Source organism: Serratia sp. CoH_134_PS_4, assembly GCF_058190535.1.
Map to the genome: position 1 here is coordinate 64,275 of NZ_JBXWKI010000002.1, position 13,179 is coordinate 77,453.

Consider the following 13,179-nt stretch of genomic DNA (forward strand, 5'->3'; position numbering starts at 1 on the left):
CTGGGTCGCCTGTAGCAGGGTAAATTTTCTTTTAAGAGAAAAAACAATGTTCACTATCAATGTAGAAGTACGTAAAGACCAGGGTAAGGGTGCGAGCCGCCGCCTGCGTGCAGCAAATAAATTCCCAGCTATCGTTTACGGTGGCGAAGAAGCTCCAGTTTCCATCGAGCTGGACCATGATTCTGTTAAGAACATGGAAGCCAAAGCAGAATTCTACAGCGAAGCTGTAACTCTGGTTATCGACGGTAAAGAAACCAAAGTTAAAGTTCAGGCTGTACAGCGTCACCCGTTCAAGCCGAAGCTGACCCACATCGACTTCGTTCGCGCGTAATCGCAACGTATTCGAGCTTTTCGGGACGCCGAAGTAAAAAACGCCGCAATTGCGGCGTTTTTTATTGTCTGCGATCCGGCGACATCATTTGTTGCCGCTGTTCAACCGACGCTGTAACTGATCGCGCAGGTTCGGCGGCGTGCCTTTGATCGTCAATGTGTCAGTGGCCGCATCCCAGAAAACGCGCTCACCCAACAACATGGCGTCAAAGTTCATGCTGATACCGCCGCCGCTGCCGGCAAATTTAGTCAACTGGCGCAGCGTACCGCGATCGGCAGGGAAGCTGTCTTCCAACTGATAACCCTGCTCGCTGGAGAACTGCATAAAGTCTTTTTCGCCTACCGGCGCGATCTCTTTCGACAGTTCTTGCAGTTCAATCTCTTCACCCGCCTGCAACTGTTCATTGCAATAGCTGTAAACCTGCTGACGCACCGACTGACGCTCGTTTTTATCCAACTGCGCGTCGGCGCAATAGTCATCAACGGCCTGCAGTAAACCCCGGTTTTGGGCCTTGGTATCCAACCCTTCAGACGCCGCCAGGAAGTCCATGAAGAAATCGGAGACCTTACGGCCTACGCGCCCTTTCAGGAACGTCAGATAGCGGGTCGATTCTGGATTGGTTTCCCACTCGGTCAGATCGATACGCGCCACGATATCGGCATGATTGATATCCAGATAATGGGTGGTGTTGATATCCAGCTCTTCATTTACACGCGAACTGTTACGGCTGTTCAGCACCGCGATCAGCAAGTACTCCACTGCCAGGTAACGGTACTGGCCGAACAGCACTACGCCACCTTCAGCAAACGGATACTTGGCCAGTTCATCGCGCAGACGGCCCGTCGCCGCACGGCTGAAAGCCAGAAAGTCCTTATCTTCCTTCCGGCAGGTGCGCAGCGCATCCGCCAGCTCACTGCCTTCATTGAACAGGCCATAGGCCTTGCTCTTGGCACTGTAGACACGGTGCAGCTCTTCCATCATCTCTTCCACCGCCGCATTGGTGGGAAGCAGAGAGTCGCGCAGCACTACGTCCAGCGTTTGTTCGTCGCGTTTGACCAACTGGTGCAGAGCGATCTGGTCGATATCCAGACTCATGGTAAATCCTCCTGTTCTTTAGCCGCGTATTCAAACACTGAAGTCCCCGCCCTGCAACTTTTAAGACCGGTAAAAAGGTGAAATTGAAAGGGCAATTTCCCAGGGTATTGGCGCTGCCGCAAGACGGAAAAGGTGGGAGTCCTGATGAACGCAGGCCAGTTCGTTGTTGTTGGGCTAAACCTGATAGGTGCAGATTTGAACGCTGCGTGCAGGGGGAGATCCCTCAGATGATACGAGGAATCCAAAATAGCCGGCACTGCTGATGCACCAAGTATGAAGGGGATCGATAAAAGAGCGGAAAATCACTGCCCTATACGGTAAGATATGGGACTTTGTCAGGCTACGAAGCGCAATTTTATGCCACAATCATCCCGTTACAGTGACGAACACGTTGAACAGCTGCTCTCTGAGCTGGTTAATGTTCTGGAAAAACACCATACTCCCACCGATCTCTCTCTGATGGTGCTGGGCAACATGGTAACTAATCTGATCAACACCAGTGTTGCTCCCGCGCAGCGGAAAACATTGGCAAGATCGTTTGCAGAAGCTCTGCAAGCTTCTATTCGTGAAGATAAAGCGCATTAATAAATAATTATGGTGACAAACCGTCAGCGTTATCGTGAAAAAGTCTCCCAGATGATTAGCTGGGGGCACTGGTTCGCCTTATTCAATATTCTGCTTGCCCTCGGGCTAGGCAGCCGCTACCTGTTTGTCACCGACTGGCCCTCTTCCCTGCTGGGTCGGGTTTATGCCCTGGTCAGCTTACTGGGGCATTTCAGCTTTATCGTTTTCGCTGGCTACCTGTTGGTGATATTCCCGCTCACCTTTGTGGTGATGTCGCAGCGGTTGCTGCGGTTTATTTCCGCCGCGCTGGCCACGACCGGGCTCACGTTACTGCTGGTAGACAGCGAAGTGTTTACGCACTTCCACCTTCACCTTAATCCTGTCGTATGGGAACTGGTGATCAACCCCGATCAGAGTGAGCTCGCGCGTGACTGGCAGCTGATGTTTATCTGCGTGCCCGTTATCTTCCTGGTGGAGATGTTGTTTGGTACCTGGAGCTGGCAAAAACTGCGCAGCCTGAACCGTCAACGTTTCGGCAAGCCACTGGCCGTGCTGTTCATCAGTGCCTTTTTTGCATCGCACCTGATTTATATTTGGGCTGACGCCAATTTTTATCGCCCGATCACCATGCAGCGTGCCAATCTGCCGCTGTCATACCCAATGACCGCGCGAAAATTCCTTGAGAAACACGGGCTGCTCGATTCGCAAGAATATGAACGCCGCCTGGTACAGCAAGGGAATCCAGAGGCCGTTGCGGTTGAATACCCGCTTAGCGACCTTAGCTATAGCGACAAAGGCAGTGGTTATAACCTGCTGATGATCGTGGTGGATGGCGTACGGGAGCAGGACATGAAGCAGGATATGCCTGCCCTTACCCGTTTCGCACAGGAAAATGTCCGTTTCAGCGATCACTACAGCTCAGGTAATCATGCGGACACCGGTCTGTTTGGCCTGTTCTACGGCATTTCACCAACCTATCTGGACAGCATCCTTGCGTCACGCAAACCCTCAGCGCTGGTCAGTGCGCTCAGCGCCCAAGGGTATCAGTTTGGTTTGTTCTCATCTGATGGCTTCAATGCCAGCCTTTACCGACAGGCGCTGCTGACAGACTTCTCACTGCCTACACCGATCAAGCAAAACGATGCGGTCACTACGCAGCAGTGGCAAAACTGGCTGACCGACCAGAGCGGCAATGGCCCGTGGTTCTCTTATATCAATTTCCGCGGCGCCGAACCTGCGGCCGATGAGAAAACCCCTGCCCCCGCCGGTTTTATTCAGCGTTACCGCGCAGGCGCGCAAGATGTGGACGCACAAATTGCACAGGTCATCAGCACGCTGAAAGAGCGCGGCATGCTGGATAAAACCGTTGTGGTGATTACGGCAGAACACGGCGTTGAGTTCAATGATACCGGCAAAGGCAATTGGGGGGCTGGCAGCAGTTTCAACCAGCAACAGTTACAAGTGCCGTTGATCATCCACTGGCCAGGCACCCCGGCGCAGACCATTAATAAACTGACCGGTCATAACGACGTCATGCGCACCCTGATGCAACGCCTGCTGCACGTGAAAACCGCCCCTAATGACTATTCTCAAGGGGAAGACCTGTTTACCGCGCAGCGCAGGAACAACTGGATTGCCACGGGTGATAACAATCTGTTAGTTATCACCACGCCAACGCAAACCCTGGTGTTGGACAACAATGGCACCTACCGCGCATACGACAAGAATGACAACGAGATAAAAGACGAGAAACCGCAACTTGCCCTGCTGCTGCAGGTGCTGACCGACGTGAAACGTTTCATCGCCAACTAACTGCTTAAAATACAAGCAGTCAGGCGTATGTACTCTTGCTTTGGCGTTTGGAACAGGTAGTATAATTTTCCATAGTATCGGCATGTAGCGCAGCTTGGTAGCGCACCGTCATGGGGTGTCGGGGGTCGGAGGTTCGAATCCTCTCATGCCGACCAAAATCCTTAGAAAAACCAACCCCTTGTGGTTGGTTTTTTTATGCCTGCCATTTTACGATGGTAAAACACTGGCAATATGCGGGTAAAACCCACCAACCACACCACCTAAAAATCCAAGCTTTGAAAAAACTCCACACTCAAATACACTGTAATAATAAACAGTGTTATTTGAGGTTTCGAAATGTTTGTAGAACTCGTTTTTGATAAACGTAATGTGGCAGAACTGCCTGGCGCTGATGAACTGATCCTGGCTGAGTTGACGAAGCGGGTACATCGGATTTTCCCCGATGCCGATGTGAGAGTGAAGCCGATGCAGGCGAATGGGCTTAACTCCGACGCAAACAAAAGCGACAGAGAAAAGCTCAATCGTATGTTGGAAGAGATGTTCGAAGAAGCCGATGAATGGTTGGTCGCTGATATCTAATGGCTCGTTTAAGCCTAGCCAGTAAACAAGATTTCATTCTTACCGAAAAAGACAATACCCAGAGCCTGATCGCAACTGCGCCATCAGGTTGGGATTCGAGAAGATGAAGAGTGCATGTATTGGTTGTATGCCAAAACGTCCATCAATGGTTCTCATCCCCCAATTCCTTTTAAAACTAAAAATGACGCTATAGAAGCTGCTATTTCCTTCAACGTCTATAACGTCGTTAAGAGCCGGAAAACATTCCGGCTCTTAACATTACAGAGCAACAGATTCGGACCGAAGATCATCAACCTGCGGCTCTTGTACACCAGTGATAAGCTCTTCAACCACCTCTCGCACCGGCCTCTCAAGGCGCAGATCAATCCAGCGGCCATCAGGAATGTCCATTGGCTCGCCAGCCACAATAGCTGCAGTATCAACATCAAAACGGCGCCTGCTGACCTTCACATAAATTGTACCATCTTTACCGGTGCTGGTTTCCACAAAGCATAGACGGTTACCGTTAACGTCCTGGGGTACTTCGATATTCCAGCCTTCCTCAGCAAAGCCAAGCGAACCAGTGACCTTATAAACCCCGACAGAAATACGCTCAGCGGTTACACCTTCTGCCTCCCCGTTCACTGCCACACAACCGGAAAGAGTAAAACCGTTTAGGTAATCATCTGGCATTTTTTCAGGCTCCCCGGAAAGCCTGGCGATGGGTGATGCAGCTTTCAAGAAGCCATTACCATCCACCGTTACGTTATAATCAGTAAAGACCCGGCTTTCTTTAACTGTAGTGAGTCCACTGGGGCCTGTTTTCTGCCATGTTGTATCTTTTACAACATCAATGCCAAACATTGCCGTCGGCGAACTACTTGCAAGAATCGTTATAGATGGCATGCTGTAAGCAGGCCCAACCATCCATAGCTCCCAACGTGCTATATCTGGATTGTATACCGCGCCAAATTTCACATCTGAGCCACCGGGGCCAATACCAGCAACCATCAGACCACGGGGATCAATTACCGATGCTGTAGCATTACGCGCTGAAAATTGGACCAGCTTGATATCCAGCCCGGGATTGCCGTATGTTCTGCCAGCAGCTATAAGCAAATGTACACCGGATATTCCCGTTGTTGTCGCTGCGAGAGTGGCTAATTTTAAATACCCCTGAGCGCTACCGATCGCATTCACAACTGCAGGGATTACGACAGCACGCGAACTTTCTTTAACAGCCCCTGCCAATGTAGCTGCTGCTTTATTCTCGCTTTGCTTTGCCGCCGTTGCTGACCCAGCTGATTTGTTGGCAGACTCTGCAGCCTCCAGACGCATGCGATCAACAGTTTGTACAATCTCCGGTGTTATGTCGCTTTCACCAGGGCGGTGCAGGAAGTCATTGAGCGTGCCGGGAAGGGAATCGGTATAAACTTCTATTGTGCCCACTCGTTCCGGTTGAGAACCGTAAACAGATACAATGACTTCGTATGCGCCTGGCTCTACGTTTAACGAATACAGGCCGCTGTCATTCGTCACCGATTGAGACTTTGCCAGATTAAGCACCGTTGACGAGGTTTTAATTGATCGCATCGTAATAGTTACGCCTGTCCGGGCGTCGCCATAAGGTCCTTTTAATACACCGCTAATAACCGTCATATACTAACTCCAATTAGAAAACCCGTTAGAACGTACTGTGTAGAAAATGCATGTGTTTATTTCACTCAACATCAGACTCGTTAAATGGCTGGGGAATTGAATTATCGGGAACATATTCATCGAATTGGCTATTTGGGACATTCAATCTAACCATTAAAAACTTTCCTTCAGGAATGTCGATAGGGTCGCCATTTTTGTAGCCATCAACATTATTCTGTAATTCAGGAATTGAACACTCATTAGTTCGATGATAAGTCTTAAAGATAATTGAACCATCTTTCTCAACGTTGTAATCAACCCACAGCAAGGCATTACCGTTCTCATCTTTAGGCACTTCGAATTTCCAGCCATTATCGATATAGAAACCTAAACAGCCGTCCACATGATAGAGACCAACACTAAGACGCTTACAGTTAACTCCCTCTGCTTCCTTATTGCTTTCACAAGTACCATCACCAAAAATGTTAGTCACTGGCGATGCCTTTTTTATGAACCCGTTGCCATCGACAATGGTATTCATGCTGTGCCAGATAACTTTATGTTGGTTCCAGCCGGTGGCGGTATGGCCGGTAGAAACGGATAAATGAGCCTCTGTAGAGGCCATATTAAATACTGCATACACGTCCTGTGTTCTCACCCAAAGCGATGGCCCCCATGCTGGGGTTTGCCAACCAGGACTAGTAATATTTGTGTTATTCCTGAACGCAATAAGCCCACGCTCCCCCATAGTTCCCGGTAACTGGTTAATATCCGATGTGTTGAGGGATTGATATCCAGACCATCCGCCGCCAATTCCCCAAGCGCCATTGAGCATTACCTGGTTGAGGTTAGCACCTATATTAGCGGTTGCCGCGGACCCAAGCCCGAGATTAGAGCGTGCAGTTGCTGCATCCTTAGCCCCCGTCCCTCCCTGCTGGACGCTAAGCGCTGTAGTTAACCCGGACAGTGATGTGATATCGCTATTGCCCCCCTTATTGGCTTTATTGGTAACACTATTTATAAGCTTTTTAGCAGAAGGCCCCGTTGACTGGCTATTGTCTGGTAGCGTAATCGTTACATCACCGTCAGCGGTGAAGAACTGCTGCCAGTTCTGCTTGTCGTAGTTCATCCCACGCATGGCTTTAGTTGCCTCGGACACCAACTGCGCAGTAATGGAGTTTTGCATCTCGCGCGGTACTGCATACCACGCAGCGCCAGCCTGCGTCGGGCCATCGTAGGCTTTAATCAGCGTCAACTGTGTGACGCTGTCAATCATCTTCACCGGCAGCGTATAGGTTACCCCTCCAACTACGCTCACGATAAAGTCACCGGCCTTCAGCTCAGTGATAAATGCCGTTCCCGCCCCCTTCACTACAGCGGAGTTATTCGTTAAGATTAGAGTGCCTGCTGGCATGGTGTTCTCCTAATTTAAATTGATAAACCCTCGAACTAGAAACGAAGATTATTCCAAGCGGAATGCTGTATATTGCGGAGTGGCAAAAACATTCACCAAGAAAGATGTTTTTTGATTTGCCGCCTGATTTAATTCCCCAGCAGCCAAATGCCAAAAAACAGATTCTCCTCTTGCAGCGGAGATATCGACATACACGATTGAGACAGAGGGCTGACCAGCTCCTGAGCTTATTATTGTTTCAGGAAGATAACTGCCGTCCGTTCTATTTTGACGCACACCACCATAGCCATGCGCGCCATTACTCCCTCTTCTTGTTATCTGAATCTGTCCAAAAACACGAACCGGAATAACATTATTGCCGCCAAAGCGTAAAAAACGACTGACATTGGTATGCCCCCCTGTCCAAGCGAGCATCGAACCATCCATAATCGCGCCTTCGATATTGGCAGCGGATAGTTTCCCCTCAATAGAACAGTTTTCAAGGATCCGGCAGTTACCAATGACCCCATTTTTAAACTCACCGGTGTCCGCATATATCGTCCCACGAGCGACAATATTATTGAATTCGGCCCTACCATCTTTATTTATCGCCCAACCACGCTGGCCGTCTATCCAATTTGATGACTGGATATGCTGCGCAATCTTGGCACTATCAATGGTGCCATTACGAATAAAGGCATCACTGATAAACACCTGTCCATCAACTACAGCAAATGGCGAATATTGATTACTGTTGTTACCACTCATCAACACAAACTGGTTGGCGTTAAACCCGACGCGAGTGATTACCGGTTTTCCAGCTTCCGCCAATACCGCTATCGACATTCCAGCATTATAAAAAGTCCCGTTCACCCGCACGCCCGCTTTCAGCGTATGGATGGCCGTTGCACCGTTGGCGTCTACCGTAGCGGTCAGTTTGTCTTCCAGCACTGCGGTGACGTCGTTAATTTGCGCCTGGACCTGGGTAGACATTTCGGCCAACGCTCGATCAACTGCGGCAATGGTAGTCTTCACAATAAGAATATCGGCACGCACCGTGCCGTATTGTTCCCACTGATGCTCTACCGTAGCGTTGTTGGCCAGAGCATTCTGCAGTATGGCTTCAATATTTGTGTCAATGTCCCCCGTCAGCCGGTCACCGTCTTTGTCCGTCAGGAATCCATCCCCGATACTCTCGAGATAGTCGCCGGCGTTCGCGTTAGACTGCCCTCTGATCCAGCCAGTCCAGTCCCCGATATTCCCGGTCCTGTCCTGCAAGCGTGCACGAAACCAGAACTCTTGCCCAGCCTTCAACCCGGTCATTGTGTGGGTATGCAGCGGGTACGGAATATCAGCCAGCAACATGGCGTTATTGCCTGCAGCATTGTCCGCGTAGTGAATTTCTGTTTTTAGCGTGTCATCGGCGCCTCCAGGGAATCCCCAATCCAGCCGGATGCCCCACAGCAAAGGCGATGCTTTAAACCCAACCGGTACCGGCGGTTTCCCTTCTTTGCCTTTCAGCACAGTTTCTGGCGCGTTCGTCCAGAGGCTGGAAATTTCCGCTGCGTTAATAGCACGTACACGGGCCTGATAGCGTCCGGCATAAATACCTGGTACCTCGACCCCCTGCGTTGACGTTCTGGCTGCCGGTATCCAGTTGCCATTATCCCGACGCCACTCTGCCTCATAAGCAATAGCGCCTTCTGCCGGATCCCAGATCACGCGTAATGTAGTAACGGCAATATTTTGGCTAATCGTCGAAAAACTGCCGATCGCAACGTTCTTCGGTGGTGGCTGTACGCCAGGAGGAATAACCGTGATCGGGCGATCCTCGATACGCGCACCAGTATCGATACGCGCATATTTGTTCGGATCGTGCTCAATGGCCGTAATATCAAACGACACGCCGTCTTCATTTTCAGTCACGCCGGTCACTCGGAACAATTGAATGGCCAGGTCGGATGCATCCACCGCCCACACGCATTCCGCTACCGGCAATTCGCTGTATGCGGTAGTTACTGTAACGATATGGCCATTTACTGCCTGTATGGTGCGTGCCTGCGACTTACCCGATGGCAAGTTAACAATAAGGCGCTCACCCAGTGCAGCCGACGATTCGCGGTCAAGAGTGATATTGCGACCAGAGACGGCACTGATACGACCACCAAGTGGGCGACCGGCCAGCGTTTCATCCGCAACACCAATGATGTAACCAGGGAGGGGGATATTACCGTCCATACCTACGGTGAAATTAATCGCCCGGTCCTTGTCATTCGTCAACAGCAGCCATTTACCCCGACGAATTGCCTCGGTCTCCCGGGTACAACCGATCGCTGTAATATCAGCCTGTTTAATTCCATATCGGCGGATCAGTGAGTTTTCGAAAACTGGCGCTACGGCATCCTGGTAGCCGTTCGCAGGGTCGGCCCAACTCACCATAACCGTGCTGTAGTGCGCTTTCTCACTTGAGCTTGCGTCGTTAAACTCACCATCTTTAACGTTGGCCCGGGTGTAGATATAATCCAGGTCGCGTGGCATATCAGCCAGCGCGTTCATGCTGTTCTTCGCCCAGTAGGTCATGCCCCGGAAAATGTTGGCAAAGTCACGCAACACCGTCCAGGCGTCCTCTTGAGATTGAATGTAAGCATCACAAAGGAACCGCGGCTCCACTCCATCACCGCCCCGACCATCAGGCACCATTTGATCGCAATACTGAGCAATGGCGTACAGGTCAAATTTCGTCATCACCAGATTTTCGGCTTTGACACGTTCACCAATGCTATAGCGGTCATTGACCAGTAAATCGTAAAACACCCATGCAGGGTTATTCGTCCAGGCCCATTTAAATGAACCATCCCATGTACCGGTATAAGAACGGGTGATCGGGTCATAAGTCGTCGGTACGCGTACAACGCCCATTTTCGGTTCGCAGGACACCGGCGGAATGTTCTGGAATTGCTTAGCGTCGAACTGAATGAACAACAATACTGTTTCTGGGTATCGCAGTTTTACATCAATCAACTCAGTAACAGATTCGATCACCATTTTATCGGCTATCCGATTACTGGTGCTGTTCGGCGTTAGGCGGCGCACACGCACTTGCCAACCCGTTGTGGATTTCGGCAAGTCAATGCGATGGCTGCGCTCATATTTCGTTGTAGTCTTACCATCGATAGCGGTATTAAGTATCTCCTGATAAGCACCGCCATCCGTCGCCACGTCGATCGCGTATTCAATTCGGTGGCCGACGACATCACCGTTATCTAATTGCTGCTGCAGCTGTTGCCAAGAGAAGCGAAGACGGAACGCCGATAACTGGGTATTCGTCAACGAGCGAACCCACGGAGTTTGACTGGTTAACTCTGTGCCGACAGTGATCTCATTTTCTACATCAGGCATACCCGGAATGTATTCCTGATCGGGTGTACCTGAACGAAATTCCCATTTAACTCCGGGAAAGTTTTGAGTACCGTCAGCGGCAACAATCGGCGTACCATCGAGAAAAATGTTTGTGCCATCCAGGCCGCCTTCCCACTCCCCTTCACCTAGCGCCAAAAGGATTTTGGCATAGGATGTAGATTGCAGAGAGTCGGGAGACTCTGTTGGGATGGTGATGTTGCTGCTCCCCCCTTTGTTACCGGTGATAGCTGTCATATTTACTCCAGGCATAAAAAAACCCGCCGGAGCGGGTCATTTTTCATTTTAAAAATTATTGCTGGTCTTCGGCATAAATACCGGCTGAAATAATTGCCCCACCAACCCGGCGCTTACCGTACCCAATCGAGACCGGATTACCCTGTGCAATAGTATTAACCGGGCCACCAAATGCATAGCTGGGTTTGTTATCTGGATCTTGTCGGGATGCTAACCCACCCTGCATGGGCGATAACATCTGAACGACGCCCCCCAGCATCATCGCGGCACCAGACATCATCATGCTACTTGTCAGCGGTGTAGCTGTGCCTCCTGATAGATATGTTATTACAGTACCAGCAACAACTAATACTGCACCTAGAATGGTTTGAAATACCCCAGTTTTTTTACTTCCGATAATTAACGGTGCAATTCTGATATCTTCACGGCCAGTAAACGTTATCTCATCCAGCCCAATATTCTTTTTCCCATTGAATACAGCAAATGTCAGCCCTTTGTTTTTTGCAGTTTGCAAAAAACGCTCAAAACCAGGAATAGTTATCGATAGAGCCTTAATTGCCTCACGCGGTGTATCGATAACCAATCGATGTACACGGCCGAAGGTTGAGCCAAGTACACCATATAAGCGCACTGTCCTATATTGATTCATAATTTATACTTCTCTAATTATTTTTGAGTTATGCCTCAATGTAATAATCGTCCGTGCCAGCCAGTAGCCGCCATAGGGAACGCGCTGGCTCATATGGCCATACATGTGATGGAGCATGACGCCCTCACCCAGATAAACCCCAGCGTGGTTTGGCTCATCAGCGCGAACTTGCATAATAATTACATCGCCGACTTGCATTTCGCCAGATACAGGCAAAAAACCTGCATCTGAATGAAGTTTCATATAAAGGTTTTCACCACGATCCCACCAACCATCCTCACGCAGGTAGTTCGGCAAGGTTATTTCTCGCTCGAGCTGATACCAATCCCGCACAATAGCGTAGCAGTCCCAGAAACCATGCACGAATGGACGCCCCAGCAGCGGCTTGATACCTTGCGTCGGCATTACCTGCCGGATATCACCCTCCGGCCAACTGGCGATGATCCACGGCAACTGTGACAGGTCGCATTGGGCAAGATCGAGTTGGCTGGGTTGTGTCGTTGCATCGGGGTGGCTATGAACGATACTGACAATATCACCGCTATCCTCCACCTCGGCGTAATCCTCCGGTGCCAGGCTAAATTGCTCCGTCGGTTCCGCTGCCAAATTACGGCACGGCACATAGCGCTGCCGACGGCCGTTTTGCACCACCAGCCCGCAACACTCGTTTGGATACTCCGCCTCCGCGTGCGCCATAATGGCGCTGACAATGTGCTTTCGCATGATTACCTCTTCAACAAGGCGGATCCAGGAAACCCGCCGAACGGAAGTGGATTGCCTTTCCCCCAACGTGGTTCGCAGCCGGTAGAAAGTAAACCTGAGCAGTCATCTTTCGATGGGTCGTCGGTTGGGTTGCCGTCTGCATCAAAATACGCAGTGCCAGTATAACCACAGGATGCGCCGCGATACTGCCCACGCATGCACCACGTACAGAGCCCGTGGATTTGCCGCGTGGGGATCATGAGCCCTTCCAGATCTGCCGGTGACGATAACGCAAACTCAATGACCGTGTTATTCCCGCTCAGTTTGCGATCGATATACCAAACTTCGATATCTTCCTGAGACGAATCGGCCTCCGGGTTGCCTTCAGGAAAATTACGGGCGTCAAGATAATGCGCATAGGTGTCGCGTATCGTCACCTTGGCTTTAGCCATGTTCTGGTAGTACAAACAGAGTGAGGCGATCGTGCCGTCGATATTGCTAACGGACAGGGAGGGGCTTGGTGCCGACCCATCGCTGGTCACCTCCAGCCCTTCAATCTTCACCGGCCAGGGTTTATATTCCCGGCCCTGCCACCAGATTGATTTTGCCAGCAGCATACCGGGATCATCGCCAGCGGCTTCAAGCTCACCCTCAGAGTGGGGGATGGTGTAACTGTGGAAGTACAACTCCGGCCCGTTAAACTGGGTCCCATCCACAACGAACAGGCGCACTTTACTCCCAGGTTCAAGACGCTGGTGATCAGTATTAATCGACATGATTTTT

11 protein-coding genes and 1 tRNA gene are annotated in these 13,179 nt (G+C 50.5%); 5 read left to right on the forward strand and 7 right to left on the reverse strand.

The genetic code is table 11. The features are described 5' to 3' along the window. Positions 1-46: 46 nt before the first annotated feature. Positions 47-331, forward strand: a complete 285-nt coding sequence (rplY, locus tag AC2FCQ_RS05615) for a 50S ribosomal protein L25 (RefSeq protein ID WP_020827785.1) — start codon at positions 47-49, stop codon at positions 329-331. 84 nt (positions 332-415) lie between these two features. Here rplY and yejK read toward each other — a convergent pair whose 3' ends face one another. Further along, entirely contained in the window at positions 416-1,426 is a 1,011-nt protein-coding gene (yejK, locus tag AC2FCQ_RS05620) for a nucleoid-associated protein YejK (RefSeq protein ID WP_209636102.1), read from the reverse strand. A 357-nt stretch (positions 1,427-1,783) separates the two neighbouring features. Between yejK and AC2FCQ_RS05625 the strand changes: the two genes are divergently transcribed. From AC2FCQ_RS05625 to AC2FCQ_RS05640, 4 genes are all read left to right on the forward strand, one after another. Further along, positions 1,784-2,011, forward strand: a complete 228-nt coding sequence (locus AC2FCQ_RS05625) for a YejL family protein (RefSeq protein WP_006317912.1) — start codon at positions 1,784-1,786, stop codon at positions 2,009-2,011. 9 nt (positions 2,012-2,020) lie between these two features. Continuing rightward, complete coding sequence (gene yejM / locus AC2FCQ_RS05630; protein ID WP_490308438.1) at positions 2,021-3,802, forward strand: LPS biosynthesis-modulating metalloenzyme YejM; 1,782 nt, start codon at positions 2,021-2,023, stop codon at positions 3,800-3,802. Positions 3,803-3,880: 78 nt separating this feature from the next. Next, a tRNA-Pro gene (locus AC2FCQ_RS05635) sits at positions 3,881-3,957 on the forward strand. A gap of 181 nt (positions 3,958-4,138) precedes the next feature. Next, positions 4,139-4,381: a DinI family protein gene (locus tag AC2FCQ_RS05640; protein WP_490308440.1), complete on the forward strand. Its 243-nt coding sequence runs from the start codon at positions 4,139-4,141 to the stop codon at positions 4,379-4,381. 258 nt (positions 4,382-4,639) lie between these two features. Here AC2FCQ_RS05640 and AC2FCQ_RS05645 read toward each other — a convergent pair whose 3' ends face one another. From AC2FCQ_RS05645 to AC2FCQ_RS05670, 6 genes are all read right to left on the reverse strand, one after another. Then, positions 4,640-6,019, reverse strand: a complete 1,380-nt coding sequence (locus AC2FCQ_RS05645) for a phage tail fiber protein (protein WP_490308441.1) — start codon at positions 6,017-6,019, stop codon at positions 4,640-4,642. Positions 6,020-6,080: 61 nt separating this feature from the next. Further along, on the reverse strand, positions 6,081-7,412 hold the full coding sequence (locus AC2FCQ_RS05650) for a phage tail fiber protein (protein WP_490308442.1): 1,332 nt from the start codon (positions 7,410-7,412) through the stop codon (positions 6,081-6,083). A gap of 48 nt (positions 7,413-7,460) precedes the next feature. Then, positions 7,461-11,045 (reverse strand): TipJ family phage tail tip protein, encoded by a 3,585-nt coding sequence (locus tag AC2FCQ_RS05655; protein WP_490308443.1) that lies wholly within the window; start codon positions 11,043-11,045, stop codon positions 7,461-7,463. 55 nt (positions 11,046-11,100) lie between these two features. Next, positions 11,101-11,694 carry a tail assembly protein gene (locus AC2FCQ_RS05660; RefSeq protein ID WP_490308444.1) on the reverse strand — a complete coding sequence of 198 codons (594 nt, stop codon included), beginning with the start codon at positions 11,692-11,694 and terminating at the stop codon, positions 11,101-11,103. Between the two features lie 3 nt (positions 11,695-11,697). Further along, on the reverse strand, positions 11,698-12,417 hold the full coding sequence (locus tag AC2FCQ_RS05665) for a C40 family peptidase (RefSeq protein WP_490308445.1): 720 nt from the start codon (positions 12,415-12,417) through the stop codon (positions 11,698-11,700). 2 nt (positions 12,418-12,419) lie between these two features. Beyond that, positions 12,420-13,172: a phage minor tail protein L gene (locus tag AC2FCQ_RS05670; RefSeq protein WP_490308446.1), complete on the reverse strand. Its 753-nt coding sequence runs from the start codon at positions 13,170-13,172 to the stop codon at positions 12,420-12,422. Positions 13,173-13,179: the final 7 nt, after the last annotated feature.